The sequence below is a fragment of the Streptomyces sp. NPDC001970 genome (genome assembly GCF_053594115.1).
The window spans coordinates 45,394-70,874 of sequence record NZ_JBSFDW010000024.1 but is presented as its reverse complement, the minus strand read 5'-3'; the positions used below and the strand labels follow the sequence as shown (position 1 = coordinate 70,874).

Here is a 25,481-nt window from a genome sequence, read left to right as displayed (position 1 = left end):
TGGGGGTGCCTCGTCGGAGTCATGACGGGAGGATCAGTCACTCAGAGTGCATCGATGGTGACAGAACCGGGGCGTTCCCCGAGCATTGCACGCCTACCCATCGCCCACGGTCCCTCGGATGGGTGATTGGGGAGGCGTCCTCCTGCCGTCGGCCGCCTGCCGCGCCTCAGTCTGCCTTACGGTGCACCCTCGCGATCCAGTCCGCCGGTTTGGCGATCTCCGCCTTGGTGGGCAGGGTGTTGGGCGAGGTCCAGACCCGGTTGAAACCGTCCATTCCGACGTCCTCGACGACGGCCCGGACGAAGCGCTCGCCGTCCCGGTACTGGCGCAGCTTCGCGTCGAGGCCGAGCAGCTTGCGCAGGGCCATGTCGAGGCGCGAGGCGCCACGGGCGCGGCGTTGCTGGAACTTCTCCCTGATCTCGCCGACGGACGGCACGACCTGTGGGCCCACGCCGTCCATCACGAAGTCGGCGTGGCCTTCGAGCAGGGACATCACGGCGGTCAGCCGGCCGAGGATCTCCCGCTGCTCGGGTGTCTGCACGATCTCCACGAGGGAGCGGCCCTCGTTCTCCTCGCCCTCGGGCCGGCCTCCGGCGAGCGACTGGGCGGCTTCGCGCAGCCGCTCCAGAACCGTCATCGGGTCGACGTCGGTCTCGGCGAGGAACGACTGGATCTCGCCCTCCAGGTGGTCGCGCAGCCAGGGCACGGCGGTGAACTGGGTGCGGTGCGTCTCCTCGTGGAGGCAGACCCAGAGCCGGAAGTCGTGCGGGGCGACGTCCAGCTCGCGCTCGACGTGGACGATGTTCGGCGCGACGAGGAGGAGGCGGCCGTTGGAACCCGGGGCACCGGGCAGTTCTCGGGTGGAGGGGGCGAAGGTCTCGTACTGGCCGAGGACCCGGGACGCCAGGAACGAGAGCAGCATCCCCAGTTCGACACCCGTCACCTTGCCGCCGACGACGCCGAACATCGCGCCGCCGGGAGTTGCGGAGCGGCGCTCCTGCATCTTGTCCAGCAGCGGTTTCAGCAGTTCGCGGAAGCCTGCGACGTTGGCCTTCACCCAGCCGGCCCGGTCCACGACGAGGACCGGGGTGTCCTCGGGCTCATGCCCTTCGGGGATCATCCGGGTGAAGTCCCGGACGTGCTCTTCGGACGACTTGGCGTGCCGGCGCAGCTCGGCGACGACGGCGCGTGCCTCGTCCCGGCTGACGTCGGGGCCCGGCCGTACGAGGCGGGTCGCGGTCGCGACCGCGAGGTTCCAGTCGACCATCTCGGCACCACCGATGCTCGTCATGCGTCAACCGTACGTTGTCGACGCCATGGCGCGAGCGGGTTGCGCCCCACCGGGCGGCGGTTCCGGGGCCAGGGGCCCGGAGCCTGCGGTCTTCCTCCCCACTCCGTCCCTTCCCCAACCGGGTCGAGCCCTCAGACTCCGGGGCGTGCCCGGCGCCGGTCCGGCAGGCCCGGGTGTCCGTCCCCGATCGCCGGACGGGCTCGATCCGGAGCCCGGCCGGCGATCGAGGCGCGGGGGTTCGAGGGCGGAGCCGGACTCCGTCACCCGATGAGCGCCGCCGCCATGCGGTCCAGGGCCGGGCGGCCGGCGCCGTAGGCGGGGGTGCTGCCGGCCATGAAGGCGAAGGCGAGCAACCGGCCGTCGCGGGCGACGACCGTGCCGGCCAGGGTGTCCACGCCGGTGAGGCTGCCGGTCTTGGCGCGGACCAGACCGGCGGTGCGGGCCTCGGAGCGGCCGCTGAGGGTGCCGGTGAAGCCGGCGACCGGGAGGCCGGTGAGGACGGGGCGGAGCTCCGGGTGCGCGGGGTCGGCGGCGCGGGCGAGCAGGGCGGTGAGGAGGCCGGCGGAGACCTTGTCCGCACGGTTCAGCCCGCTGCCGTCGGCGAACCTGGCGTGGGCCACGGGCAGTTTGAGCTGCTTCAGCCGTTCGGTGACGGCGGTCTGCGCGCCGGCGAAGCTCGCGGGGCGCCGGCCCGCGATCGCGGTCTGGCGGGCGAGGGCCTCCGCGAGATCGTTGTCGCTGTTGGTGAGCGTCCTTTCGACCAGTGCGGACATCGGCGCGGAGAGGGTCTTGGCGACGGGGACGGCCTTGGCCGGGGCCTTGCCCGGGTTCGGGCCCGCCTCGGTGTTGATGCCGCGCACGCCGAGCAACCCGACGAAGGCGGAGGCGGTGTCGCGCGCGGGGTCACCGCCGCGCGGCGCGGGCCCGCTGGTGGAGTTGTCCAGCCGTCCCTCGTTGAGCATCAGGGGGCTGACCGGGGCGATGTTGTTGTTGGGACCGATCGGGTGGCGGGCGGGCCCCGAGTAGAGCGAGGTGTCGTACGACAGCCGGATCGTGCTGACGCCGTGTTCGCGCAGGGCGCGCGCGGTGGAGTCCGCCAGGGTGCGCAGCCGGGGCATGTCGAGGGTGGGGTCGCCCCCGCCGACCAGGGTGATCCCGCGGTAGTCGGGGGCGGCGACGACCGTGGTGGGGATGCGGTGGGCCGGTCCGGTGGCGGAGAGCGCGGCAACCGCCGTGGCGATCTTGATGGTGGACGCGGGGGTCATGAGGGTGCCCTCGCTCTTCCCGTACACCTGCTTGCCGGTGGCGACGTCGACGACCGACGCGGTGAGCACGGGGCCGAGTCCCGGGGTGCGGAGCAGCGGCGTGAGGGCCTTGGCGACGGGCCCGGGTGCCGGCGGGGCGGCCGGCGCGACGGGCGCGGAGAGCACTCCGGGGGCGCTCGGCGCGGGCGCGGGCCCGGGCGGCGCGGCTGGCGCCGTCGCGGCGGGCTGGTGATGTGCGCCACCTGTGCGGGCCAGGGCAGCGGCCCGGTCACGCTCGGCCTTACGCTGACCGGAGTCCCAGGGACCGGCCGCGGCGACCGCCCCGGCCGCGACGGCGAGGCCTACCACGGCCGCGCCTGCCGTGAGCTGCCACGTTCTGCGGTCGGGTACCACTGACCAGCCCCTTTCGCGATCACACACCTGCGTAGGGGACACTTAATCACTGCGCCCTGCCGCGAGCATGGCACCCGGCGGGTCCGCCGGGCACAGCGTCACCTACTTATGTGTTGATCATGGAGGAGTGCCACCCGTGGAGTTCGACGTCACCATCGAGATCCCGAAGGGGTCGCGGAACAAGTACGAGGTGGACCACGAGACCGGCCGGATCCGTCTGGACCGTCGCCTCTTCACCTCGACCAGCTACCCGGCCGACTACGGCTTCGTCGAGAACACCCTCGGCGAGGACGGCGACCCGCTGGACGCCCTGGTGATCCTGGACGAGCCGACGTTCCCCGGCTGCCTGATCAAGTGCCGCGCCATCGGCATGTTCCGCATGACGGACGAGGCCGGCGGCGACGACAAGCTGCTGTGCGTCCCGGCCTCCGACCCGCGTGTGGAGCACCTGCGGGACATCCACCACGTGTCCGAGTTCGACCGCCTGGAGATCCAGCACTTCTTCGAGGTCTACAAGGACCTGGAGCCCGGCAAGTCCGTCGAGGGCGCGAACTGGGTCGGCCGCGCCGAGGCCGAGGCCGAGATCGAGGCCTCCTACAAGCGTCTCGAGGCGCAGGGCGGCGCGCACTGACGCGCACCCGATGAGCAGGCCGGGCGGTGCACCCCCAGACGGGGTGCACCGCCCGTCGCATACTGGGCGCAGCACAGTGCCTCGGCCTGGGCGCAGCACGGTGCCCAGTCGCGGAAGAGGAATCGGGAGAGCGGTCGTGGCGGAGCCGGAGAGGCCGGCGGAGGACCGGAAGCCGCAGTCGGACGAGGCGCACAGCGCCTTCACCCCGCCGAAGGGTGTGGAGCAGCCGGGACCGCCCGAGGAGGACCATCCGTCCTCCGAGTTCGCCGTTCCCACGGGCCTGTCGGCCGAGCCCGCGGCCGAGCGCGAGGGCTCGGCGTTCGCCACGCCGTCGACGTACCGGGCGAAGGATTCCCCGCCGGCCTACACCCCGGCCTACGGCTCCCCGGTGGTCCAGCTGTCCAAGGACGCCCCGTGGCAGGACCGGATGCGCGCGATGCTGCGGATTCCGGTGAGCGAGCGGCCGATGCCGGAGCCGGTGCAGCCGCCCGGCGAGGCGGGGCCCGCCGTGCCGCGCGTGCTCGACCTGACGCTGCGCATCGGCGAGCTGCTGCTCGCGGGCGGTGAGGGCGCCGAGGACGTCGAGGCGGCGATGCTCGCCATCACCAGTTCGCACGGGCTCGACCACTGCGAGCCGACCGTCACCTTCACGCTGCTGTCGATCACGTACCAGCCGTCGCTCGTCGAAGATCCTGTGACGGCGAACCGTACGGTGCGGCGCCGGGGAACCGACTACACACGGCTGACCGCCGTCTACCAGCTCGTCGCCGACATCAGCGCCGAGGACCACGACGTCAAGCTGGACGAGGCGTACCGGCGCCTGGCGGAGATCCGCCGCAACCGGCACCCGTACCCCGGCTGGGTGCTGACCTCGGCGGCGGGCGTCCTGGCCGGGGCGGCGTCGGTGCTGGTGGGCGGCGGGCCGCTGGTGTTCCTGGCGGCCGCGGTCGGGGCGATGCTGGGCGACCGGCTGGCGTGGCTGTGCGCGGGGCGCGGGCTGCCGGAGTTCTACCAGTTCATGGTGGCGGCGATGCCGCCCGCGGCGATCGGGGTCGCGCTCAGCGCGCTCCACGCGGATCTGCGGCCGTCCGCCGTCATCACCGGTGGGCTGTTCGCGCTGATCCCGGGGCGGGCGTTGGTGGCGGCCGTGCAGGACGGTCTCACCGGCTTCTACATCACGGCGTCGGCGCGGCTGCTGGAGGTCGCCTACTTCTTCGTGGCGATCGTGGTCGGCGTGCTCACCGTGCTGTACGTGGGCGTGCAGTTCGAGGCGAACCTCAGTCCGGAGGGGTCGCTGAGCATCGTCGAGCGGCCCGTGGTGCAGATCCTGGCGTCGATGGTGCTGTGCCTGACCTTCGCGATCCTGCTGCAACAGGATCGCTCCACCGTCCTGATCGCGGCGGCGAACGGCGGGGTCGCGTGGGTGATCTACGCGGCGATCGCCGTGACGGCAGGAGGCTCGGCCGTCCTCGCGACGGCCGTGGCGGCGGGGCTGGTCGGTCTCTTCGGGCAGTTGCTGGCGCGCTATCAGCACACCTCGTCACTGCCGTACGTGACGGCGGCGATCGGTCCGCTGCTGCCCGGTAGCGCCATGTACTTCGGGGTCCTGCACATCGCGCAGAACAACATGGACCTGGGCTTCGCCTCGCTGGCGAGGGCGGCGGCGCTGGCGCTGGCGATCGCGATGGGGGTGAACCTGGGCGGCGAGCTGGCCCGGTTGTTCCTGCGCAGTCCGGCGGCGGCGGGCAGGCGCCGCGCGGCCAAGCGGACGCGCGGCTTCTAGCGGCTCAGGGCCCTGCGGCGGCGGCGAGCGGGCCGAAGGGGCGCGCGGCCCGCGGCCGGAGGCCGCTGTCGAACACAGCGAAAGGGAAGCCGCGATCAATGTGCGGCCAACGCCGCGCGAGGGACCGAGCAGGATCGACGGTCGACGCACGCCGAAGCGACCAGGGCCCGGTTCTCCCCCGCCGGAGGCAAGGGAGAACCCGGGCCTTCAGCAGGAGGGCCTCAACGCTTGGCGTGGCGGCCGCGCGAGGCGTTCTGCGCCGCCTGGGCAGCGGCCTCCGGGTCGGCCGCGGCCGCCTTCTTGCCCTTGGACCGGGCGCGAAGGAACTCGATCACGATCGGGAGGACGGAGATGAGCACGATGGCGATGAGGATCGCCTCGATGTTCTTGTGGACGAACTCGATCTTGCCGAGCGCGGCGCCGAGCAGCGTGACGCCCGCGCCCCAGAGCATGCCGCCGATGATGTTGAAGGTGATGAACGAGCGGTAGTTCATCCGGCTGACACCGGCGATGATCGGCGTGAACGTCCGCACGATGGGCACGAAGCGGGCCAGGACCAGGGACTTCGGGCCGTACTTCTCGAAGAACTCGTGGGCCTTCTCCACGTTCTCCTGCTTGAAGAGCCTGGAGTCCGGGCGCTTGAAGAGGGAGGGGCCGACCTTGCGGCCGAAGAGATAGCCGACCTGGTCGCCGATGATCGCGGCCAGCACCACGAGCGTGCACACCACCCACAGGGGCTGCTTGATGACACCGGTCGTCACCAGCAGACCCGTCGTGAACAGCAGCGAGTCGCCGGGCAGGAAGAATCCGACGAGCAGTCCGGACTCGGCGAAGACGATGACGAGGACGCCGATCAGACCGAACGTGGTGATCAGATAGTCCGGGTCCAGCCAGCTCGGTCCGAGCGCAAGGGTGTTCACGAGGTCCGGGCTCCTGTGGTGTTGAAGGTCGATCGGCTGCGTGCACGTGTGCCGTACGGCGGGTCGGTCGGCGTGTCGGCAACCCAAAGCTATCAACGCATCCGGGTGACCACGGGTTCCACCGGCCCTCTCCGGATGCGGGGTGAACTGACGGCAACGAAGCTGTGCCCCATGGGCATCGATGACTACGGCGGCGGGCAGGGCAAGCACCCCGATGTGCTGGTCGTCACGACGAACGACGTACCGGGCCACGACGTGCAGCACGTGATCGGGGAGGTCTTCGGGCTCACGGTGCGCTCGCGGCACCTGGGCAGTCAGATCGGCGCGGGGCTCAAGTCGATGATCGGCGGCGAGCTGAAGGGCCTGACGAAGACCCTCGTGGAGACGCGCAACCAGGCGATGGAACGCCTGGTCGAGCAGGCACGAGCGCGTGGCGCGAACGCCGTGCTCATGTTCCGCTTCGACGTCACGGAGGCGGCCGACGTGGGCACGGAGGTCTGCGCCTACGGCACCGCCGTGCTGATCGCCCCGCGGGCGTGATGCGCGTCCGCACCGGGTCGGGCGCCGGTGGGCGTATCGAGGAGCCCGGGTGCGCGGTGAGTTCACCGATTGTGCACCATTCGTGCCGTTATCGTGAGCCGCGTGACGACGACCGACCGTCCCCCGGCGGCAACCCCGGCGCGGGCACTGCTGCCGCTGGTCCTCCCCGCGCTGGTCGTCGGCGCCGCGTCGAGCCTGCTTCTGCTCGCCGTGACCGAGGTCTCGGACCAGCTCAAGAACGTGCTGTGGGAGGTCCTGCCCGACGCCATCGGCATCGGCCGGTACTCGGCACCCTGGGTGATCGCCGTGCTCACGGCGACGGGTCTCGCGGTCGGGCTCGTGGTGTGGAAGGTGTACGGGCACGCCGGGCCCGATCCGGCCACGACGGGGCTCGTCGACCCGCCGCTGCCCGCCTCGGTCGTGCCGAGCCTGCTGCTGGCGGCCATGCTCGCACTGGCGGGCGGCGTCAGCCTGGGCCCCGAGAACCCCATCACCGCCGCGAACATCGCACTCGCGGCCTGGCTGGGCAGCAAGGCGATGCGCGGCTCGGACGTGGAGCTGTGGGCGGCTCTGGCGGCCGCGGGGACCGTCGGGGCGCTGTTCGGCACGCCCGTGGCGGCCGCGCTGATCCTCACCGAGTCCCTCGCCGCGCGCCCGGCACCCGGCGCGCTGTGGGACAAGCTGTTCGCCCCGCTCATCGCGGGCGGGGCCGGGGCGCTGACCACCGTACTGATCGCGCATCCGACGTTCGATCTCTCGCTGCCTGCCCTCTCGGGGTCGCGCTGGGGCGATGTGCCGGCGGCGCTGGCGGTCTCGTCGCTGGGCGCGCTGGTGGGGATGGCGGCCGTCCACGCGTTCCCGTACCTCCATGCCGCCTTCCGGCGGCTCGGGCACCCCGTACTGACGCTCACCGTCGGCGGGCTGGTGCTCGGGCTGCTCGGGGCGCTGGGTGGCGAGCTCACGCTGTTCAAGGGCCTGGAGGAGGTGAAGGTGCTGGCGGCGGACCCGTCGGGCTGGTCGTCCGGGCAGTTCGCGCTGATGACGATCGTGAAGCTGGCCGCCCTCACTGTCGCGGCGACGTGCGGATTCCGGGGCGGGCGGATCTTTCCCAGCATCTTCGTGGGGGTCGCCCTGGGTCTTGGCGTGAGCGCGCTCGTGCCCGAGGTGCATCCGACGCTCGGGGTGGTCTGCGCGGTGCTCGGGGTGCTGCTGGCGGTGACCCGGCAGGGCTGGCTGAGCCTGTTCGCCGCGGCGATCCTGGCCGCCGACCCACACGTGTTCCCGCTGCTGTGCATCGCCCTGCTGCCGGCCTGGCTGCTGGTGACCGGGCGGCCCCAGATGCAACTCCACGACGACGGCACACCCCTGCGCTGAAAGGCGATCGGACATGGCACTGCACAAGGGCGGTACCCACCACGAGGAGAGCGAGGAGCGGCGCCGGCTCTCGCTCAACCCGTTCTACGGGGAGGCGGATCCGACCGGTTCGATGACCTCGGCGCCGCCCAAGCACCAGCTGCCGGACGGGCCGATGGCGCCCTCGACGGCCTATCAGCTGGTCCACGACGAGTTGATGCTGGACGGCAACTCGCGGCTGAACCTGGCCACGTTCGTGACGACGTGGATGGAGCCGGAGGCCGCCGTGCTGATGGCGGAGTGCCGCGACAAGAACATGATCGACAAGGACGAGTACCCGCGGACGGCCGAACTGGAGCGGCGCTGCGTGGCCATGCTCGCCGACCTCTGGCACGCGCCGGACCCGCCGTCGACGGTGGGCTGCTCGACGACGGGGTCGAGCGAGGCCTGCATGCTCGCCGGGATGGCACTGAAGCGTCGGTGGGCGAAGCGGAACGCGGACCGGTACCCCGGAGCCCGGCCGAATCTCGTCATGGGCGTCAATGTGCAGGTCTGCTGGGACAAGTTCTGCAACTTCTGGGAGGTGGAGCCGCGGCTGGTCCCGATGGAGGGCGACCGCTTCCACCTCGACCCGCAGGCGGCGGCCGACCTCTGCGACGAGAACACGATCGGCGTGATCGCGATCCTGGGGTCCACCTTCGACGGGTCGTACGAACCCGTCGCCGAGGTCTGCGCGGCGCTGGACGCGCTGAAGGAGCGCACCGGCCTGGACATCCCCGTCCATGTGGACGGGGCGTCCGGAGCGATGGTGGCGCCCTTCGTGGACGAGGACCTGGTCTGGGACTTCCGGCTGCCGAGGGTGTCGTCGATCAACACCTCGGGGCACAAGTACGGGCTGGTCTACCCAGGGGTGGGGTGGGCGCTGTGGCGCGCGCCGGAGGACCTCCCCGAGGAGCTGGTCTTCCGGGTCAACTACCTCGGCGGCGACATGCCGACGTTCGCGCTCAACTTCTCGCGGCCCGGCGCCCAGGTGGTGGCCCAGTACTACACCTTCCTCAGGCTCGGCCGCGATGGCTACCGGGCGGTGCAGCAGACCACCCGGGACGTGGCGCGGAGTCTGGCCGAGAAGATCGACGCACTGGGCGACTTCCAACTGCTCACCCGGGGTGACCAGTTGCCGGTCTTCGCCGTCACGACGGCCCCGGGCGTCAAGAACTTCGACGTCTTCGACGTGTCCCGGCGGCTCAGGGAGAACGGCTGGCTGGTACCCGCCTACACCTTCCCGCCCAACCGCGAGGACCTTTCGGTCCTCCGATTCGTCTGCCGCAACGGCTTCTCGGCGGACCTCGCCGCGCTGCTGGTGGAGGATCTGAAGCGCGTCATGCCGGATCTGCGGGCCCAGACCGCACCGCAGAGCAAGGACAAGGCGGCTGCCACCGGCTTCCACCACTGAGGCGCAGGCACAGGCACAGGTACGGCACGGGCACGGGCACGGAGCAGGGGAACGGCGCGCGCCGCGCCCCGGCTCCTCCCTCTGTGCCAGGGTCGTGGAGACACGGGCGGCGTGGTCCGCCGCCTGCCCGGAGTGGCGCGTCACGGCCGGCTGACGGCGGTGCTGTCGCGGGGGGCGATGGGCGCCGGTGTCAGGTCCATGGGGGATGCTTCCGTGTCCTGCAGGCTTCCGCCCGGCTCGGCTCTGCCGGTGCGCTTCCGGCGGCGATCGTTGCACCAGGCGGTCGCGCACGCTCCGAGGTACAGCAGGCTGATCGGTGCGGCGAGCAGCAGCATGCTGAGCGGGTCCGTGCTGGGAGTGGCGAGCGCTGCGAAGGCGGCGATGCCCATGAGCATGCCGCGCCACCAGCCGGTCATCCGGCGCGCGGTGATCACGCCGCCGAGGTTGAGCAGCACGAGGAAGACCGGGAGTTCGAAGGAGAGACCGAAGATGACGACCATGCGGGTGGCCAGGTCGAGGAAGTCGTCGACGGGCAGGAGGTTGGTGGTCTTGTCCGGGGTGATGGAGATCAGCACGCGTGCCGTGGTGGGCAGGATCCAGTACGCCACCGCGGCGCCCGACAGGAACAGAGGGATACCGGCCCCGAGAAAGACCAGTGTGTACTTCCTCTCGTGGCGGTGCAGCCCCGGTGCGACGAAAACCCACAACTGATACAGCCACACCGGGCTCGCGGCGACGACACCCGCCGTGATCGACACTTTCAGCGCGAGGGAGAAGGGTGAGAGAAGACCGTTGAGGGAGATCACGCCGCAGCGCTCCGCATCGTTCTCGCCGACCAGTCCGCCCGGGGCACAGCCAGGCAGGGGATCGATGAGGAATCCGATCAGTTGCTTGTAGAAGAGCGCTGCGACGACCGTGACGAGCAGGATCGCTCCGACCGCCTTGATCAGGCGGTTTCGCAGCTCGCGGAGGTGCTCTCCCAGGGGCAGCCGCGCCGCCGACGAAGGAGCGTCGCGAGAATCCGCGCCGGGCGCGGTGTGACGACGTCTCTCGTCCGGAGCCGTCCTGGGCCGGCGGCTCCATGGGAGACATGTTCGTGAGAATTTCCTTTGGCAATGTTTCTCGAGCGTCACGGCGTAGGCGGGACCCCGATATCGAGGAGCGCGTGCGCGATTGAGGATCGTGTGCGCGCGGTGCCGGGATCCGGCCGCCGGCCACGCCGGGCCGCGTCCAAGGGCTGAACGGACGGGCCGCCACCAGGCTGGTCGCGGCCCGTCGCACCTGTGAGTGACTGACGCGGTGTCAGCGGCCGGGGAACCGCTGCTTGATCTCCTGGAGCACCCAGCCGTTGCCGTCGGGGTCGCTGAAGGTGGCGAAGGAGCCGTAGGAGGCGCGGTCGGGGTGCAGGCCGGCAAGCCGCCCCTGTCCCTCGACCTGGTGGGTGACCTCTCCGGCCTCGTGGCCGTGGTACAGGAGTCCTCCGGCGTCGTGGAACACCTCGCTCACCTCGATGCCGCGACCGACGAGCTCCGCGCGGGCCTCCTCGATGTCGAAGACGGCGAGGTACAGGCCCTGCGCCGAGCCCGGCACGGCGGAGGTCATCCCGGTGCCGAACATGATCGAGCACTCGGAGCCGGGCGGCGTGAGGTGCACCGCGCGCCAGTCCTCACTGACGGCCTTGTCGACATCCAGACGGAATCCCACCGCCTCGTAGAAGGCCTTGGCCCGATCGACGTCGGAGACGGGCAGCACGGTGACTTCGAGCTTCATGTACATGTGGGGGCTCTTTCTTTCTTGACGTCGGTGAATCTCGCACCCGCGAGTCACCGGTTCCATGGGTGTCCGAGGTCGGCACCGAGGCGCTTGTTCCCTGGTCCACTCCGCGAGCGGGCTCGGCCCGGGTCGTCGACGCGGCCGTTGAGCCGTGCTCCCAGAGCGGCTCCGCATGCCCTTCTCCGTCGAGCGCCTACAGCGGCGAGGCGGCGGCTTGTCGGCGACCACCACACCAAAAGTGCCTGCGCGGCACGTGCGGGACGGGAGAAGGGCTCGGACGGGCCGCGCCGAGGCTCTTCAGCATGGCGGGGTATGTTCGCCATGGTTAGGACCGTAATACGTTAGCTCATAACGGGCAACTTCTCGCGGGGAGGCGAACGTCACTACCCGGCCTGCGCGGGCCGTCGGGCTCGGCTGCGCGCAGTTCGACGGCAAACCCAGCTCGGGCCGTTTCGCCTGCCCGTTCGGGAGATGGACGACGGCCGGCAGGCCGGACAGCAACGGGTGACGGCGCTCTTCGTACATTTCCTGCCGCCCGCACAACGGCACGGTCACTTCGTCGTCGAGCGAGAGTGCCCTGATGGAGATGACGGTGCGGGGGTCGTGCCGGGCGCTTCGGCCGGGAGGCGGCACCATGTCGGCGTGCGGTCAGGTCGTGGTGCCGGCGCAGCACCGTGTACCGGTCGCACCAGCAGGCGCGGTATCGCGAAGGCGTTCGTCAGGCCCGAGTCAGCCAGTCGCAGCAGGACGGTCGATCGTCATGCCACTGCGACCTCCGGCCGCGCGAGAGCGCCGACTCGAGCAATCGCGGTCGACATCCACGGCACCCGGTACACCCGCCCCCACCAGGGCGGATGAGGTTTGGGCGGGCTTGACGTCGCGGTGGACCGCAGGGCGCTGAGCGCCGCCTCGAGTGCCTGGCGGATCTGCCGTCCTCAGCGCACCACGTCCGCCATGGCGGCCAGGCCGCGCTTGGGGACCCGGTTCAGCAGTGTGCCCTCGACCAGCTCCATCACCAGGTACACGAGCCGCCGGTCACCTGCGCCTCGCCGGCGTGTGCGGGGTGACGACCTGCCCGCGGGACAGAGCGGCCGCGGCCCGCGCCTCCCCGTACAGGCACGTGGCCGGCGTCTCCTCGCCCGGCCGGGCGAGGACCTTGACCGCGACGGGGCGATCGAGCCGCTCGTCGACGCCGCGCCAGACCTCACCCACCCCGCCGGCGCCGAGAAGCCGGCCGATGGCGACCCGCCAGACGGTGCGCGCGGTGTGTTCGACTACAAGGCGGTCCTGCGCACGCCGACGCGCCCGTACGACGGGATCACCGAGGTGTTGCACTGACTGGAGAAACGGGATGCGGCCTGGGTGCTGCTCACCGGCGATCCGATGGACGCCGCAAAACCGTCACCGCCGCAGCAGACCTTCCCAGCCCGTCCTGAAGGCGATGGTGACGGCGTGGTCCCCGCCACGCACGCAAGTGGGCGGACCTCCAAACGGTGCAGCCGGACACCGCATCCCCAGGGGCCGCAAGCTCTCCCCTCATGCGTCACGGCGCTGTCAGGCCGGCGTAGTGGCAGCCAGTTCCTTCTTCCTCTGCCGGTAGGCCCGCATGGATGCCCGCGAGCCGCATTTCGTGCCGCAGAAGACGGCAGAGCTGTTCCGCGTCCGGTCGAAGAAGCCGAAGTGGCACGGCTCGTGCCGGCACGCCCGCACCCTGTCCCACACGCCCGCTTGGGCGAGTTCGGTGACGTTCGCCAATACGGCGCCGAACAGCCCGGGGACGCCGGTCTGTGCGGTCTCCAAAGATGCCCCCGAGGCGGTGACGACCGTTATCAGCGGATACCGGGACGCGATGAGGCGCAGGTATTCCTCCGCCCGAGCGAGTACCTCGGGTGTGGTGTCCTTGTCGCCGGAGTGGGTGAGCAGCACGGTGATCAAGGCTTCGCGCAGCTCGCGTGCAGCGGCCGCGTCGGCCTCCGTGACGCGGGTGGTCTGCGAGCCCATGGCGTTTTCCAGCAGCCATGCGTGCAGGTCCTGGGCGCTTCCGAAGCGCTCCTGCAACCGGTGGGGTCCCGCGGGGTGCGTGTTGACGAATTGCAGGACGACATCAGCCTCCGGCTGCTGAGCCAGCGGGCTGCGCTCGGTCGTGCGCGGGGGCATCGTCGACCTCCTTACCTCGAAGGAAGGCTAAGCCATCCCGGGTTATGTCTGAAACCGTTACGGTAGCAATTTTCTTCCTGTGAGGTGCGGTGTCCCTCCCAGGGCGCGGAGCGGAGCCCGGAGGCCCAGCAGGGCACGCGTGACTGTGCCAGGGCGTCGGTGACGCCGTGGGCGCTGGCGGCGCGGATGGGCGTGCACCGCGCTGCGCGGCGTGGGCCTGGCCCGCGCCGCGCAGCGCGGGTCACGCCCACGGCAGGCTTCCGAGTGGATCGACAAGGACCTGGACGTTCATGCCCTGCCTTTTGTGGCGGCCGGAGCGTGCGCCGTGAGGCGCTTGTTGTTCGTGTGGAAGTGAACGACCACCACCGTCGTCCTGCCGCAGCAGGGCGGTCGAAGCTGGGGGCAGCCTGATCCGGGAGGTTCCGGGGAGGGCGGAAGCGGCCCCGACGAAGCCGGGACGTGCCGTGCCGGCACTGTCGGATGAGCGGGTCCGGCGCGCGAGACGGAGAGGAGCACGCGAGGAGTCGGCGTCCACGCCTCCTCAGTGGCTCAGCCGTACGAAGCGGCGCACCGCCAGCGGGAAGAACACCGCGACCAGCACCAACGGCCACGCCAGGGCCAGCATCTGTGCGTGCTCCGCCGCCCACGAGGCGCTGCCGGCCGGGATGCCGGACAGCTCCCGTACCGCCGTCGCCGTCGCCGACAGCGGGTTCCACTCGACCGTCGCGCCCAGCCAGGCCGGCATCGATTCGGGCGTCGCGAAGGCGTTGGAGAGGAAACCGATCGGCCAGACCAGGATCTGGACGGCCTGCACCAGTTGCGGCCTGCCCGCCACCATCGCCAGATGGATGCCGACCCACAGCATCGCGAAGCGCAGCAGGAGCAGCAGCCCCAACGCCCAGAGGAACGCCCCGAATCCGCCGTGCCAGCGCCAGCCGATCGCGTACCCGACCCCGATCATCACCACCAGGCCGAGCGCCGACTGGAGCAGATCCGCGACGCTGCGGCCGACGAGCACCGCGGAGTCCGCCATCGGCAGCGACCGGAAGCGGTCGATGACCCCCTTGTTGAGGTCCTGGGTGACGGCCGTCATCGTCGCCTCGAGGCCGAAGGCCATGCTCAGCGCCAGCATGCCGGGCACCAGGAAGCCGATGTACGGCCCGTCGACGCCCCGTCCGCCGCCGATCAGATGGCCGAACATCAGCAGCAGCATCACCGGGAAGAGCAGACCGATGACGACCTCCACGGGCCGGCGCGCCCAGTGGGCGAGTTCGCGCCGGGTCATGGTCCATGAGTCGGTCAGTACGTACGTACTCACGCGGCGACCTCCTTCGTGAGGTGCAGGAAGACTTCGTCGAGCGTGGGGCGGCGCAGTGCGATGTCCTCCGCCTCGATCCCGGCCGCCTCCAGTGCGCGTACGGTCTCGGTCAGCGCGGCCATCCGGTCGCTCACCGGCGCGCTCAGCAGCCGCCGGTCCGCGTCCACGACCGGGTCGCCCGGCAGCAGCACAGCGGCACGCGGCAGGTCCGCCGCATCCCGTACGACGACGTCGATCCGGTCGCCGCCGAGCTTCGCCTTCAGCTGGTCGGCCGTGCCGTCCGCGACGACCCGGCCCTGGTCGATCACGGAGATCCGGTCGGCCAGCTGGTCGGCCTCCTCCAGGTACTGCGTGGTCAGCAGGACGGTCGTACCGCCGCCGACCAGCGAGCGCACCGACTCCCACACCTCCGCCCGGCCGCGCGGGTCGAGCCCCGTCGTGGGCTCGTCCAGGAACAGCACGTCGGGCTCGGTGATCAGCGACGCGGCCAGGTCGAGCCGACGCCGCATGCCGCCGCTGTACTGCTGGACCGCCTTGCGGCCCGTGTCCGCGAGGCCGAACCGCTCCAGCAGCTCGTCGGCCCGCTCGCCGGCCCGCCGGGCGCCCAGGTGGTGGAGCCGCCCGAACATCTCCAGGTTCTGCCGCCCGCCGAGCTCCTCGTCCACGGCGGCGTGCTGCCCGAGCAGCCCGATGCGGCGGCGCACCGCGGCGGCGTCCGTCCGTACGTCGTGGCCCGCCACCCGCACCACGCCGGTGTCATGGCGCAGCAGGGTCGCCATGATCCGTACGGCCGTGGTCTTGCCCGCTCCGTTCGGCCCGAGCACCCCGTGGACCGTGCCGCGCCCGACGGCCAGGTCGAGACCGTCCAGGGCCCGTTTGCCGCCGTACCGCTTGCCCACTCCCTCGACGACGATCGCGTCGGTCATCCGTTTCCCTCCAGGGGGAGATTAGTCAAACTTGACTACTGGCATTGAAGGTAGGCCATCAAGCACAACTGGTCAAACTTGATTAGGAGTGGTCTCCCTCATGAGGGACGCCTGTCGCGTACGGGTTCTCCTGTCCCTCCGCGAGCACCCCCACGAAGGGCTCCCCCTCCCCCGCGAAGGTGTACGCCCCGCCCTCGACCCGCTCGATCAGCCCGCGCGTCCAGGCCGCACCGGCATCTGCCGAGTGGACCCACAGGTTCATGATCTCGCCGATGTGGCCGAGCGACTCGGGGCCTTCCTCGGGGGTGTAGTACTCGGTGACCGACGCACGCCACTCCTCGATGCGGCGCACCCGCTCCTGAAGCAGCTCCACGGCCTCGCGCCGCCCCAGGTCCACGATGAAGCCGATTCCCGCGGAGAGCACGTCCATGTTCTGGTCGTACGAGGTCAGGGACTCGCGCAGCAGTGCGAAGTACTCCGCGGTGCCCTGCTCCGTGACCTCGTACTCGGTACGCGGCGGACCGCCGGCCGTCGACGGCGCGATCTCATGGGCGTGCAGCAGGCCCTGCTTCGCCATCTGCTTGAGCGCGTGGTAGATCGACCCGGGCTTGGCGTTGGACCACTCGTGCGCGCCCCAGTACTCGAGGTCGTTGCGGACCTGGTAGCCATGGGCCCGCCCGTGCTGCCGTACGGCTCCGAGGACCAGCAACCTGATCGCTGACATCCGCGTACCCTCCTATTCAACTTTGACTAGGGTACGCGCGGTACGGGGAGCCCTTGGTCAGGGAAGCCACTTGTACTTGCCGCCGCCGACCCACCTCACGACCGAGGGGTCGTCGAGGTCGACGTGAGTCATGCCCGCCTGGTAGGCGAGCTTGATCACATCGAGCATGTCGCGGGCGGTTCCGGCCATGGCCCCGTTGATCTCCACCAACCGGTAGGGCGGATCGGCCGGCACGACCGCGAGCACGACGATCGGACTCCCTGCCGCCGCCTGGACGTCATTGGCATCGTTGGTCATGCCTCAAGCGTGTGGCAGCGACGCGGCGGGCACACGTCGAGCGGAGGCCGGCGGCTCTTTCCCCAGGTGCTCGGGCTCAGCCGCCCCACACCTCGCCCCGCTCCAGCGCGACCAGCTCGAACGCGTTCCGGCCGTCGAGGGACTCGCGGACGATGTCCGCGTGGCCCGCGTGCCGGCCGACCTCCTCGACCAGGTGCAGCATCAGCCACCGCATGGACACCGTCCCTCCTTGGGGAACCAGGGCGCCTCCGGCAGCGGGAACGTGTCGTCGAGGCTCGGCACCGAGCGGATGAAGTCCTCGGTCTCCTTTGCCACGCCCTCCCAGAAGGCGAGCATCCCCGGGATCGTCTCGTCGTCGACGAGCCGGAAGCTGTCGCCCCAGGTCGCCTCGGTACGCGCCCGCTCGTTCGGCCGCTGCTGCGCCAGCCGCAGCCAGTTCAGCTCGGTCTCGGCGACATGCTTCAGCAATCCCGAGAGCGACAGCTCACTGGCGTTGGGGCGGCTCGCCGCCTGCTCCTCGGTCAGCCCGTGGACCGACCTGCGGACCGCGCCGCGCTGCGCCTCGACGAAGGCGAGCAGCGCGCCGCGCTCGTCGCCCTGGGCCTCCGCGGGAACGTGAGTGACCATGATGTCCGCCTTCCTGATGAAGTGCCGTCCTGACACCTCACACGCTACGAACCCTTGCGGTCAGCTTCTGTCCTCAAGCGGGAGCCGAGCGGGAAAACCCGGGAAACCTAGAACGGAAACCTCGTCCGGCCGTGCTGCACCGAGATCCACTTCTGCGTGGTGAACGCCTCCACCGTCGCGTCCCCGCCGAGCCGCCCGAGCCCGGACATCCTCTCGCCGCCGAAGGGGATCAGCGGCTCGTCCTGGATCGTCGAGTCGTTGACGTGGAACATGCCGGTCTCGATGCGCTGTGCGAACCGCACACCGCGCTCCACGTCGCTCGTGTGCACCGCGCCGCTCAGTCCGTACGGGCTGTCGTCGGCGATCCGTACGGCCTCCTCCTCGGTGTCGAAGGACGCGAGCAGCGCCACCGGGCCGAAGATCTCCTGCCGCAGCAGCGGCGAGTCCTCCGGCAGGCCCGCCAGCACCGTCGGCTCGACGAGATTGCCCTGCGTACGCCCGCGGACGAGCGCCTCGGCCCCGTCCGCCACCGCCTGGTCCACCAGCCCGGACAGCGCCTCTGCCTGGAAGTTGTTGATGACGGGACCGATCTGGGTCTCCGGGTCCCGCGGGTCGCCGGTGCGCAGTGCCGCCACCTTCGCGGTGAACTTCTCGGTGAACTCCGCCTCCACGGACCGGTCCACCAGTATCCGGTTGGCGGCCATGCAGACCTGGCCCTGGTACACGAAGCGACTGAAGACCGCGGCGTCCACGGCGTAGTCGACATCGGCGTCGTCGAGGACGACCAGCGCGCTGTTGCCGCTCAGCTCCAGGATCGACCGCTTGAAGTTGCTTCCCGCGACCGCTCCGACGTGGCGGCCCACGCGGTCCGAGCCGGCGAACGAGATCACCTTCGGGACCGGGTGCTCGATGAGCGCGTCACCGATCTCGGCGATGTCCGTGACGAGGACGTTGAGCAGACCGGGCGGCAGGCCCGCGTCCTCGAAGATCTTGGCGATCAGCCCGCCGCCGACCACCGGGGTGTTCTGGTTGGGCTTGATGACGACCGCGTTGCCGAGCGCCAGCGCGGGCGCGACCGACTTGAGGGTCACCAGGAGGGGAAAGTTGTACGGGGTGATAACGCCTATGACGCCGACGGGCAGGCGGTAGACGCGGTTCTCCTTGCCGTCCACCGGCGAGGGCAGTATCCGGCCCTCGGGGCGGACCGCCAGCTGTATCGCCTCGCGCAGGAACTCCTTGGCGAGATGGAGCTCGTACGCGGCCTTCAGACGGGTGCCGCCGAGCTCCTCGATGATCGCCTCGACGATCTCGTCCTCGCGCTCGTCGACGATGCGCAGGGCGCGCTCGAGGACGAGCCTGCGGGTGTACGGATTCGTGCGAGCCCAGGAGCGCTGCGCCCGCTCCGCCGCGCGGTACGCCTGGTCGACCTCGGCGACCGTGGCCACGGTGATGGCGGCGAGCTTCTCACCGTTGTACGGATTGAAGTCGATGATGTCCCACGAGCCGCTGCCGGTCCGCCACTCGCCGTCGATGTACTGGTGGGCCAGGTCGGTGAAGAAGGACATACGATCCCTTACTGCAGGCGCAAACGGTGCAGACCCCTGATGGCATGTCATCGTACTGTCGTTCTCAGCTCAGTTGGAGTAGGCCACGGAGCACGTCCCGGCTCTCCGCGGGACCCGGCGAGTCGCTCTGCAGCCGCTCCATCACCCGCTCGTACAGGGCGACCTCTTCATGCTTGTCGAGGTACAGCGCGCTGGTCAGTTGCTCCAGATACACGATGTCCGAGAGGTCCGACTCGGGGAACCTCAGCATCGTGAACGCCCCGGACTCGCCCGCGTGGCCGCCGAAACTGAACGGCATCACCTGCAGCGTGATGTTCGGCTGCTCGGAGATCTCGATGAGATGCCTCAGCTGACCCTGCATCACCGACCGGTCGCCGTAGGGCCGGCGCAGCGCCGCCTCGTCGAGTACGGCATGGAAGCGCGGCGCCCGCTCGGACACGAGCACCTTCTGGCGCTCCAGCCGCAGCGCGACCCGGCGGTCGATCTCGGCGCGCGGCGCGCCGGGCATGCCCCGGGAGACGACCGCGTGCGCGTACCCCTCGGTCTGCAGCAGGCCGTGGACGAACTGGACTTCGTAGATCCGGATGAGCGAGGCGGCGCCCTCGAGGCCGATGTACGTCTGGAACCAGCCGGGCAGCACATCGCCGTAGCTGTGCCACCAGCCGGCCACATTGGCCTCCCGGGCCAAGCCGAGCAGGGCGTCGCGCTCGGCCTCGTCGGTGACCCCGTAGAGCGTGAGGAGGTCCTCGACGTCCCTGGCCTTGAAGCTCACCCTTCCCAACTCCATACGGCTGATCTTGGATTCGGATGCACGGATCGAGTAGCCGGCCGCCTCACGGGTGATGCCGCGGGACTCCCGGAGCCGCCTCAGCTGTGAGCCCAGCAGGATGCGCCGCACCACACTTCCGCTCGACTCCACTGCGGTCACGTCTCCCACCCTCCCCATCTCTTCCCTGTCACGGAGCACCCCCGAACCCCGAGCCCCGGATTCTGCCACCAAAACGCTTCACCCCGTACTCAAACGATTACGGAAATAGGAAGCCTATGGGAAGGGGGTGAAAGAAGCTCGAGGAAGAAAAGAGAGTGAACCGGCACGGGGCAGGACAGGACGGGCGCGTGCACGTGCATCTGCCCTTGCATCTGCCCACCTCATTCGGAACCATGGACCCCGCGCACCTGCGTACTCGTTCGTGTTGTAGCGCCACAGCCGCGATTCCCGGGAGTGCCTCGCATGGGGACGAATGGATCGACCATGCTCGAGCCGTTACGGCAGGGGCTTCCGCCTATCGATCCCGCGGCCGTCTCCAGCTCGGCGTCCTGCGCCCTGCCCGCCCGCTACGAAGCCGTTCGTGGCGCCCGGAAGTTCACGAGCAGAACGCTGACCCAGTGGGAACTGGACGACCGCTTCGACGACGTCGCACTCGTCGTCTCCGAACTCGTCACCAACGCGCTGCGCCACGCCCTGCCGGCGGACACCCCGCGCGAGCGCGATCAGGAGCCGCCCGTGCGGCTGCACTTGCTGCGCTGGACGGGACGACTGGTGTGCGCGGTGCGTGATCCGAGCCAGGAGAGCCCGGTGGCGAGCGAGGCGGAGGACTCCGCCGAATGCGGCCGGGGGCTGTTTCTCGTCGATTCCTTCAGCGACAGCTGGGGATGGCATCCGCTGGCCGGGCCACTGACGGGGAAAGTTGTGTGGGCGCTGTTCCGGCTGCCTGTGGAGCGAGCCGAACGACATGAACGACTGAACGACTGAACGACTGAACGACTGAACGACCGAGTACGGCTGACTCACCGCCCTTGGGATCCGGGGAGTCAGCCGCCTGCCAGATGATCGAATTCCCCGTCCTTGACACCGAGCAGCAGCGCCTCGATCTCGGCCGGCGTATACACCAGTGCGGGCCCGTCCGGATAGCGCGAATTACGCACCGCAACGTTCCCACCAGGCAGTTTCGCGAACTCCACGCATGAGCCCTGGGAGTTGCTGTGCCTGCTCTTCTGCCAGACGACCCCGTGAAGCTCTGTCGCCGCCATGCCGTTGTACACGTCGTGCACAGGACGCTCCCCGAGTTACAAGGTGCAGGTGTCAACTGTCTCGGATCATAGCTGTGTTTCACGTGCGGATGCATGAGCAAATGCACGTGCACGCGGGGTGGTCCTTTGATTACAGGCCCGGCCGAACCTCGCTCACAGCCGGTCCAGCGTGGCCTCCAGCGCCCGCATCACATGCGAGCGCCAGCCGCCGCCCATGATCTTGTGAGCCATTCGCTGGGCGGGGTCGTCCGGATCGAATCCCTCGTGCACGAGAAAGAGACGCGTTCCGCGCCCTTCCGGCTCCAGGGTCCACGTAATTGTCCAGTTCACGCTGGAGCCGGGGTCGGCGTCGGCCCAGCGGACACGGAGCATCCGCTCCCGCTCGAAGGCCTTGACCTCGGCCTCCACGGTCCCCGAGAAGCCGGTGCCCGGGCGGGGCACGGAGGTCATCGTGTAGCGGTGCCCCACTTCCAGTCGGAAGTCGCCGGGCATCAGCCACTGGGCGATGAGCTCGGGCTCGGTCAGCGCACGCCACACCTTGGCGGGCGGGTGGGCGAGGAACTGGTCGACCCGGATGGTGGTGAGGTCGTCGTCGTCACGTGCGAAACTCATGACTCATCGTCAGGCATACGGTCCAGCAGTTCACCGAGGCCCGTGAGCCGCTCGCGCCAGAACCGCTCGTACGGATGGAGCCAGTCCTGTACGTCGGCGAGCGGAGCCGCCTCGAGGCGGTAGATACGCTGCCGACCGGACCGCTCCTCGGACACGAGACCGGCCTCCCGCAGCACCTTGAGGTGCTCCGAGAGGCTCGGCCTGCGCATGTCGAAGTGGTCGGCGATGGCCTGGACGGGCTGAGGGCCGCCCTCGCGCAGCAGCCGGAGCACTTCGCGGCGGGTGGTGTTCGCGAGCGCGGCGAAGAGCCGGTCCTCGCGTTCACCGGTGGTGACCATGGGGGCTTACATGCCTTCCTTCTCCGTCAGCAGCATCAGACCGTTGCCGTCGGGGTCGGTGAAGCCGGCCATCCGCCCCCAGGGGAGGTCGTCGGGCCCGTCCACCGCGACCCCGGCCGCGGCGAGCTTCGCACAGTCGGCCTCGACATCGGTCGTGACCAACATGATCCCCCGGGCCGATCCGGGCGTGAAGCCACCCATCCCGGGCCCGGAGAGCGTGAAGACGGTCTGCGCACCCTTGGGCGCCACCTGGAGCCAGCGACCGGGCGGCATCTGGACGTCGGCGGTGACCTCGAAGCCGAGCACGTCGCGGTAGAAGGCGAGGGCGCGGCCCTGGTCGGAGACGGGGAGGGTGACGAACGAGGCGTGGGTGATGTTCATGCGCACCACGACAGGTAGGGATTTCCCTACACGTCAAGCGTAGGGGAATCCCTACCTATTGTGGTCCGTCCTCCGGGGCGACCGCCGGACCGCCCCGGAGCACGTACGTCAGCGCGACGCGTACGGCAGCAGCGCCATCTCGCGCGCGTTCTTGATCGCCCGGCCCAGCTGACGCTGCTGCCGGGCCGAGACGCGGGTGACCCGGCGGCTGCGGATCTTGCCCCGGTCGGAGACGAACTTCCGCAGCAGGTCCGAGTCCTTGTAGTCGATGTATGTGATGCCCGCCTGGTCCAGGGGGTTCGGGCGGGACTCGACCGGCTTGCGGTCGGAGCGGCGCGGGGCCACGTCATACCTCCAGTAGGGAATCGAAAGCGGGCGGCAGGCGCTTCCACGCCTCCGGCCCCTCCGCGTACTCGGCATCGGTCAGCAGGCAGGACTCCAGGAGTTCTGTCAGTCCGTCGCGGTCCAGGCCGGGCGACGTGAAGACCAGGTGCTGGCAGCAGTCGCCGTGCTCGGGGTGCCAGTCCAGCGCGGCCGCGGCGCGGCGTACCGGCGGGACCATCTCCCAGGCGGCGTCCGGGAGCGAGGCCAGCCAAGGGCCCGCGCTCTCCACGCAGAGTGCGCCGCCCGCCGCGTCCCAGGCCAGCAGCGTGTCCGGCCGGTCGGCCAGCCAGAACCGGCCGCGGCTGCGGGCGGCCGCGCAGGTCAGGTCCTCGAGGGCCGCGTAGAGCCGCTCGGGGTGGAAGGGCCTGCGGCGGTGCCACACGTACGTGGTGACCCCCGCCTCCTCCGCATCCTGCGGCAGCAGGGCGCACGCCGGGTGCTGCGCGGCCGCCGCGGCCTCGACGTCGAAACCGGCGAGCGCCGCCTCGGCCAGCTCGCCGCCCTCCAGGCGGACCTGACGGGCGGTCGGGTGCAGCTGCGCCAGCAGCGCCCGGTCCTCGTCGGAAGCCTCTCGGGGTCCTTCGCCGTCGACCAGCGCCAGCACGGACGGGTACTCCAGCTGCCGGGCCCAGGTGTCGGCGACCGTGCGCCGATCGGTCGCGGCGGCGGCGAGCCCCGCGTCCATCAGGTCGTCGCCGTCGGCGAGATACGGCAGGAGCAGCGCCGGGTCCACCGCGGTGATCACACTCGTGACGCGCAGCCGCTCGCCGCCGTGCGAGGCGACGACCTCGGCCATCGCCTTGGGCTCGACCGAGTCCCACAACTCGACCACCGCGAGCCGCGTGAGTCCTCCGTCGGCGAGCCGCTCCAGCTCGGGCACGAGGTCCTCGCGCAGCGCGCAGCAGGCGCAGTCGTTGACGAGCGGCGCGTCGCCGGCGGACAGGACGCCGGTGGCGTCACGGACGGTACGGACGACCGTGCCCTGGACGGCGGTCGCGAGGTCGTGGTGGAGCGCGACACTGCCCGGCACGGAGGCCAGCAGCTTCTCCACAGCGGCCCTGCGGGCGTCGGAGTGCAGCCCGCCGACCAGGGCGACAGAGAGCGTTCCTCCCATCAGCGGGCCTCGCGCTGTCCGTAACGCCGCTCGAAGCGCTCCACGCGCCCTGCCGTGTCGAGCACGCGGGCCGTGCCTGTGCAGAAGGGGTGGCTCACGTGGGAGATCTCGACGTCGACGACGGGACAGGTGTTGCCGTCCTCCCACTCGATCGTCTTGTCGCCGGTCATCGTGGACCGGATGAGGAAGGCGTGGTTCGCCGCCCTGTCGCGGAAGACGACGGGGCCGTACGGGGGATGGGTTCCGGGCTTCATGGCTCGGGTTCAGCGCTCCTCTCGGAAGTCGACGTGCCGGCCGACGACCGGGTCGTACTTGCGCAGGGTCATGCGGTCGGGGTTGTTACGGCGGTTCTTGCGGGTCACGTACGTGTGGCCGGTCCCCGCCGTGGAGCGGAGCTTGATGATCGGGCGTAGTTCGTTGCGGGCCATGCACGCTAGGATAAATGGAAATGGTTTCCATTTCCAAAAGAGAGGGCGTGTGACGTTGTCCGCACACTGCGAGCTGACCGGGGCCGAGCCCGGCTTCGGCAACACCATCAGCCACTCGCACCGGCGCACCTCGCGCCGCTTCGACCCCAACATCCAGAAGAAGCGCTACTGGCTGCCGAGCGAAGGCCGTTACGTGCGGCTCACGCTCAGCACGAAGGCGATCAAGACGGTGGACTGCATCGGGATCGAGGCCGCGGTGGCCCGGATCCGTGCCCGAGGGGTGAAGGTCTGATGTCGAAGAAGAGCAAGATCGCACGCAATGAGCGGCGCAAGGAGGTCGTGGAGCGGTACGCGGCGCGGCGTGCGGAGCTGAAGGAGATCATCCGCGGGCCCCGCACGCCCGGGGCGGAACGGGCCGCAGCCCAGGCCGAATTGCGACGTCAGCCGCGCGACGCGAGCGCGACACGGGTCCGCAACCGGGACAGCGTGGACGGCAGGCCCCGCGGATACGTGGGGAAGTTCGGCCTGTCGCGGGTGCGGCTGCGCCGGCAGGCACACGCGGGGTACCTGCCCGGAGTGACCAAGTCCTCCTGGTAGCGGGCTGGTAGCTTGGCGCGGTCTTGAACGCGACGAGGAGACAGGACCGTGCACAAGCTCGTAGGTAAGGGAGTTGCCCCGGCAGGCCTGGCCGCGGCCCTCGTGCTGACCGGCTGCGGCAGCGGCGACGGCCCGGACAAGGACCGCGGCGACGCACCGGCGACGGCGACGCCGAGCGGGGCGACCGGCGGCGGCCCGGGCGGCGGCTCCGGTTCCGGGGATGCCGGGCCCACGGACCTCGAAGGCACCTGGGCCGGACTGAGCGACAGCAAGGTCATCGCTCTCTCGGTCAAGGACAGCCACGCCACGCTCGTCGCCGGTCAGCACGTCTGCAACGGCGAGGTCAAGGACGACGCAACGGTGACGCTGTCCCTGAAGTGCACGGACGGGGACACCGAACGGACCTCCGGGACGGTCGACTCCAACGACAGCACGACCCTGGTGGTGTCCTGGTCCACCGGCGCGAAGGACTCCCTGACGAAGACGGAACCGGGCAGCGCCCCGTCGGTCTTCCCGTCCGGCCTCCCCACCGAACTGCCGACGACGCTCCCTCAGTCCTGACCGGCCCTCCACCACACGG

Annotated in this window: 30 protein-coding genes and 1 pseudogene; 10 read left to right on the top strand and 21 right to left on the bottom strand. The window is 70.3% G+C overall.

Annotation, left to right across the window (positions count from 1 at the left end; all coding sequences use genetic code 11):
* Positions 1-166: 166 nt before the first annotated feature.
* Together ACWCP0_RS26335 and dacB are read right to left on the bottom strand one after the other, a co-directional pair.
* Entirely contained in the window at positions 167-1,291 is a 1,125-nt protein-coding gene (locus ACWCP0_RS26335) for a zinc-dependent metalloprotease (protein WP_451081251.1), read from the bottom strand.
* A gap of 260 nt (positions 1,292-1,551) precedes the next feature.
* The gene (gene dacB / locus ACWCP0_RS26330; protein ID WP_451081250.1) at positions 1,552-2,904 is read right to left on the bottom strand and encodes a D-alanyl-D-alanine carboxypeptidase/D-alanyl-D-alanine endopeptidase; all 1,353 of its coding nucleotides are present in this window, start codon (positions 2,902-2,904) and stop codon (positions 1,552-1,554) included.
* Between the two features lie 181 nt (positions 2,905-3,085).
* Here dacB and ACWCP0_RS26325 point away from each other — a divergent pair, with 181 nt between their 5' ends.
* The gene (locus tag ACWCP0_RS26325) at positions 3,086-3,580 is read left to right on the top strand and encodes an inorganic diphosphatase (RefSeq protein ID WP_019888410.1); all 495 of its coding nucleotides are present in this window, start codon (positions 3,086-3,088) and stop codon (positions 3,578-3,580) included.
* Positions 3,581-3,716: 136 nt separating this feature from the next.
* The gene (locus ACWCP0_RS26320) at positions 3,717-5,363 is read left to right on the top strand and encodes a threonine/serine exporter family protein (protein ID WP_451081249.1); all 1,647 of its coding nucleotides are present in this window, start codon (positions 3,717-3,719) and stop codon (positions 5,361-5,363) included.
* 221 nt (positions 5,364-5,584) lie between these two features.
* Here ACWCP0_RS26320 and ACWCP0_RS26315 read toward each other — a convergent pair whose 3' ends face one another.
* Positions 5,585-6,283 carry a DedA family protein gene (locus ACWCP0_RS26315; protein ID WP_451081248.1) on the bottom strand — a complete coding sequence of 233 codons (699 nt, stop codon included), beginning with the start codon at positions 6,281-6,283 and terminating at the stop codon, positions 5,585-5,587.
* A gap of 171 nt (positions 6,284-6,454) precedes the next feature.
* Between ACWCP0_RS26315 and ACWCP0_RS26310 the strand changes: the two genes are divergently transcribed.
* The 3 genes from ACWCP0_RS26310 to ACWCP0_RS26300 all read left to right on the top strand — a co-directional run bounded on the left by ACWCP0_RS26310 (position 6,455) and on the right by ACWCP0_RS26300 (position 9,629).
* Entirely contained in the window at positions 6,455-6,823 is a 369-nt protein-coding gene (locus ACWCP0_RS26310; RefSeq protein ID WP_451081247.1) for a YbjQ family protein, read from the top strand.
* A gap of 102 nt (positions 6,824-6,925) precedes the next feature.
* The gene (locus ACWCP0_RS26305; RefSeq protein ID WP_451081246.1) at positions 6,926-8,197 is read left to right on the top strand and encodes an ion channel protein; all 1,272 of its coding nucleotides are present in this window, start codon (positions 6,926-6,928) and stop codon (positions 8,195-8,197) included.
* 13 nt (positions 8,198-8,210) lie between these two features.
* Positions 8,211-9,629, top strand: coding sequence for a glutamate decarboxylase (locus ACWCP0_RS26300; protein WP_451081245.1), 1,419 nt, complete (start codon positions 8,211-8,213; stop codon positions 9,627-9,629).
* A gap of 140 nt (positions 9,630-9,769) precedes the next feature.
* Here the strand turns inward: ACWCP0_RS26300 and tatC are convergent, their stop codons facing one another.
* Both tatC and ACWCP0_RS26290 read right to left on the bottom strand, forming a co-directional pair.
* Positions 9,770-10,618: a twin-arginine translocase subunit TatC gene (gene tatC / locus ACWCP0_RS26295; RefSeq protein ID WP_451081317.1), complete on the bottom strand. Its 849-nt coding sequence runs from the start codon at positions 10,616-10,618 to the stop codon at positions 9,770-9,772.
* 313 nt (positions 10,619-10,931) lie between these two features.
* Positions 10,932-11,405 (bottom strand): VOC family protein, encoded by a 474-nt coding sequence (locus ACWCP0_RS26290; RefSeq protein ID WP_451081244.1) that lies wholly within the window; start codon positions 11,403-11,405, stop codon positions 10,932-10,934.
* A 1,053-nt stretch (positions 11,406-12,458) separates the two neighbouring features.
* Between ACWCP0_RS26290 and ACWCP0_RS26285 the strand changes: the two genes are divergently transcribed.
* On the top strand, positions 12,459-12,740 hold the full coding sequence (locus tag ACWCP0_RS26285; protein WP_451081243.1) for a hypothetical protein: 282 nt from the start codon (positions 12,459-12,461) through the stop codon (positions 12,738-12,740).
* 216 nt (positions 12,741-12,956) lie between these two features.
* On the opposite strand, the gene ACWCP0_RS26280 is transcribed toward ACWCP0_RS26285, so the two are convergent.
* The 8 genes and pseudogenes from ACWCP0_RS26280 to ACWCP0_RS26245 form a co-directional block, all read right to left on the bottom strand.
* Positions 12,957-13,559: an ABATE domain-containing protein gene (locus ACWCP0_RS26280; protein WP_451081242.1), complete on the bottom strand. Its 603-nt coding sequence runs from the start codon at positions 13,557-13,559 to the stop codon at positions 12,957-12,959.
* Positions 13,560-14,100: 541 nt separating this feature from the next.
* Positions 14,101-14,844 (bottom strand): ABC transporter permease, encoded by a 744-nt coding sequence (locus tag ACWCP0_RS26275; RefSeq protein WP_451081316.1) that lies wholly within the window; start codon positions 14,842-14,844, stop codon positions 14,101-14,103.
* Positions 14,845-14,873: 29 nt separating this feature from the next.
* Positions 14,874-15,803, bottom strand: a complete 930-nt coding sequence (locus ACWCP0_RS26270) for an ATP-binding cassette domain-containing protein (RefSeq protein WP_451081241.1) — start codon at positions 15,801-15,803, stop codon at positions 14,874-14,876.
* Between the two features lie 82 nt (positions 15,804-15,885).
* Positions 15,886-16,527, bottom strand: a complete 642-nt coding sequence (locus tag ACWCP0_RS26265) for a PadR family transcriptional regulator (protein ID WP_451081240.1) — start codon at positions 16,525-16,527, stop codon at positions 15,886-15,888.
* A gap of 57 nt (positions 16,528-16,584) precedes the next feature.
* Entirely contained in the window at positions 16,585-16,824 is a 240-nt protein-coding gene (locus ACWCP0_RS26260) for a hypothetical protein (RefSeq protein ID WP_451081239.1), read from the bottom strand.
* 76 nt (positions 16,825-16,900) lie between these two features.
* Positions 16,901-17,451, bottom strand: a pseudogene (locus tag ACWCP0_RS26255) (DinB family protein).
* A gap of 107 nt (positions 17,452-17,558) precedes the next feature.
* Positions 17,559-19,016, bottom strand: a complete 1,458-nt coding sequence (locus ACWCP0_RS26250; RefSeq protein WP_451081238.1) for an aldehyde dehydrogenase family protein — start codon at positions 19,014-19,016, stop codon at positions 17,559-17,561.
* 64 nt (positions 19,017-19,080) lie between these two features.
* Positions 19,081-19,962: a helix-turn-helix domain-containing protein gene (locus tag ACWCP0_RS26245; protein WP_451081237.1), complete on the bottom strand. Its 882-nt coding sequence runs from the start codon at positions 19,960-19,962 to the stop codon at positions 19,081-19,083.
* Positions 19,963-20,247: 285 nt separating this feature from the next.
* Between ACWCP0_RS26245 and ACWCP0_RS26240 the strand changes: the two genes are divergently transcribed.
* The gene (locus ACWCP0_RS26240; RefSeq protein WP_451081236.1) at positions 20,248-20,769 is read left to right on the top strand and encodes an ATP-binding protein; all 522 of its coding nucleotides are present in this window, start codon (positions 20,248-20,250) and stop codon (positions 20,767-20,769) included.
* Positions 20,770-20,828: 59 nt separating this feature from the next.
* Here ACWCP0_RS26240 and ACWCP0_RS26235 read toward each other — a convergent pair whose 3' ends face one another.
* From ACWCP0_RS26235 to rpmG, 8 genes are all read right to left on the bottom strand, one after another.
* Positions 20,829-21,068, bottom strand: coding sequence for a DUF397 domain-containing protein (locus tag ACWCP0_RS26235; protein WP_351229578.1), 240 nt, complete (start codon positions 21,066-21,068; stop codon positions 20,829-20,831).
* A 132-nt stretch (positions 21,069-21,200) separates the two neighbouring features.
* A complete protein-coding gene (locus ACWCP0_RS26230) occupies positions 21,201-21,659 on the bottom strand; it encodes an SRPBCC family protein (RefSeq protein ID WP_451081235.1) in 459 nt (152 codons plus the stop codon).
* Positions 21,656-21,997 carry an ArsR/SmtB family transcription factor gene (locus ACWCP0_RS26225; RefSeq protein ID WP_351229582.1) on the bottom strand — a complete coding sequence of 114 codons (342 nt, stop codon included), beginning with the start codon at positions 21,995-21,997 and terminating at the stop codon, positions 21,656-21,658. Before ACWCP0_RS26225 ends, ACWCP0_RS26230 begins: the two co-directional genes overlap by 4 nt.
* 6 nt (positions 21,998-22,003) lie before the next feature.
* The gene (locus ACWCP0_RS26220) at positions 22,004-22,378 is read right to left on the bottom strand and encodes a VOC family protein (protein ID WP_451081234.1); all 375 of its coding nucleotides are present in this window, start codon (positions 22,376-22,378) and stop codon (positions 22,004-22,006) included.
* A 108-nt stretch (positions 22,379-22,486) separates the two neighbouring features.
* Entirely contained in the window at positions 22,487-22,723 is a 237-nt protein-coding gene (gene rpsR / locus ACWCP0_RS26215) for a 30S ribosomal protein S18 (protein WP_451081233.1), read from the bottom strand.
* Between the two features lies 1 nt (position 22,724).
* Positions 22,725-23,876 (bottom strand): CobW family GTP-binding protein, encoded by a 1,152-nt coding sequence (locus tag ACWCP0_RS26210; RefSeq protein ID WP_451081232.1) that lies wholly within the window; start codon positions 23,874-23,876, stop codon positions 22,725-22,727.
* On the bottom strand, positions 23,876-24,130 hold the full coding sequence (locus tag ACWCP0_RS26205) for a type B 50S ribosomal protein L31 (protein ID WP_451081231.1): 255 nt from the start codon (positions 24,128-24,130) through the stop codon (positions 23,876-23,878). The genes ACWCP0_RS26210 and ACWCP0_RS26205 overlap by 1 nt, the downstream gene beginning before the upstream one ends.
* Positions 24,131-24,139: 9 nt before the next feature.
* Entirely contained in the window at positions 24,140-24,304 is a 165-nt protein-coding gene (gene rpmG, locus ACWCP0_RS26200; RefSeq protein WP_451081230.1) for a 50S ribosomal protein L33, read from the bottom strand.
* A 55-nt stretch (positions 24,305-24,359) separates the two neighbouring features.
* Between rpmG and rpmB the strand changes: the two genes are divergently transcribed.
* From rpmB to ACWCP0_RS26185, 3 genes are read left to right on the top strand one after another with little or no spacing between them, the layout of a single operon-like run.
* On the top strand, positions 24,360-24,596 hold the full coding sequence (gene rpmB, locus ACWCP0_RS26195) for a 50S ribosomal protein L28 (protein ID WP_451081315.1): 237 nt from the start codon (positions 24,360-24,362) through the stop codon (positions 24,594-24,596).
* On the top strand, positions 24,596-24,901 hold the full coding sequence (rpsN, locus tag ACWCP0_RS26190) for a 30S ribosomal protein S14 (protein ID WP_451081229.1): 306 nt from the start codon (positions 24,596-24,598) through the stop codon (positions 24,899-24,901). The genes rpmB and rpsN overlap by 1 nt, the downstream gene beginning before the upstream one ends.
* Before the next feature lie 48 nt (positions 24,902-24,949).
* Positions 24,950-25,462, top strand: a complete 513-nt coding sequence (locus ACWCP0_RS26185) for a hypothetical protein (protein WP_451081228.1) — start codon at positions 24,950-24,952, stop codon at positions 25,460-25,462.
* The last annotated feature ends 19 nt before the right edge of the window (positions 25,463-25,481 follow it).

Excerpts from the sequence above, each read along its gene's own strand:
- ACWCP0_RS26245 (WP_451081237.1), bottom strand. The coding sequence starts at position 19,962 with ATGGGGAGGGTGGGAGACGTGACCGCAGTGGAGTCGAGCGGAAGTGTG.
- ACWCP0_RS26300 (WP_451081245.1), top strand. The coding sequence starts at position 8,211 with ATGGCACTGCACAAGGGCGGTACCCACCACGAGGAGAGCGAGGAGCGG.
- ACWCP0_RS26260 (WP_451081239.1), bottom strand. The coding sequence starts at position 16,824 with ATGACCAACGATGCCAATGACGTCCAGGCGGCGGCAGGGAGTCCGATC.
- ACWCP0_RS26220 (WP_451081234.1), bottom strand. The coding sequence starts at position 22,378 with ATGAACATCACCCACGCCTCGTTCGTCACCCTCCCCGTCTCCGACCAG.
- ACWCP0_RS26275 (WP_451081316.1), bottom strand. The coding sequence starts at position 14,844 with ATGACCCGGCGCGAACTCGCCCACTGGGCGCGCCGGCCCGTGGAGGTC.
- rpsN (WP_451081229.1), top strand. The coding sequence starts at position 24,596 with ATGTCGAAGAAGAGCAAGATCGCACGCAATGAGCGGCGCAAGGAGGTC.
- ACWCP0_RS26270 (WP_451081241.1), bottom strand. The coding sequence starts at position 15,803 with ATGACCGACGCGATCGTCGTCGAGGGAGTGGGCAAGCGGTACGGCGGC.
- ACWCP0_RS26210 (WP_451081232.1), bottom strand. The coding sequence starts at position 23,876 with ATGGGAGGAACGCTCTCTGTCGCCCTGGTCGGCGGGCTGCACTCCGAC.
- ACWCP0_RS26310 (WP_451081247.1), top strand. The coding sequence starts at position 6,455 with ATGGGCATCGATGACTACGGCGGCGGGCAGGGCAAGCACCCCGATGTG.
- ACWCP0_RS26225 (WP_351229582.1), bottom strand. The coding sequence starts at position 21,997 with ATGGTCACCACCGGTGAACGCGAGGACCGGCTCTTCGCCGCGCTCGCG.
- ACWCP0_RS26290 (WP_451081244.1), bottom strand. The coding sequence starts at position 11,405 with ATGTACATGAAGCTCGAAGTCACCGTGCTGCCCGTCTCCGACGTCGAT.
- rpmG (WP_451081230.1), bottom strand. The coding sequence starts at position 24,304 with ATGGCCCGCAACGAACTACGCCCGATCATCAAGCTCCGCTCCACGGCG.
- ACWCP0_RS26335 (WP_451081251.1), bottom strand. The coding sequence starts at position 1,291 with ATGACGAGCATCGGTGGTGCCGAGATGGTCGACTGGAACCTCGCGGTC.
- ACWCP0_RS26240 (WP_451081236.1), top strand. The coding sequence starts at position 20,248 with ATGGGGACGAATGGATCGACCATGCTCGAGCCGTTACGGCAGGGGCTT.
- ACWCP0_RS26265 (WP_451081240.1), bottom strand. The coding sequence starts at position 16,527 with ATGTCAGCGATCAGGTTGCTGGTCCTCGGAGCCGTACGGCAGCACGGG.
- ACWCP0_RS26230 (WP_451081235.1), bottom strand. The coding sequence starts at position 21,659 with ATGAGTTTCGCACGTGACGACGACGACCTCACCACCATCCGGGTCGAC.
- ACWCP0_RS26205 (WP_451081231.1), bottom strand. The coding sequence starts at position 24,130 with ATGAAGCCCGGAACCCATCCCCCGTACGGCCCCGTCGTCTTCCGCGAC.
- ACWCP0_RS26250 (WP_451081238.1), bottom strand. The coding sequence starts at position 19,016 with ATGTCCTTCTTCACCGACCTGGCCCACCAGTACATCGACGGCGAGTGG.
- ACWCP0_RS26280 (WP_451081242.1), bottom strand. The coding sequence starts at position 13,559 with ATGCCCCCGCGCACGACCGAGCGCAGCCCGCTGGCTCAGCAGCCGGAG.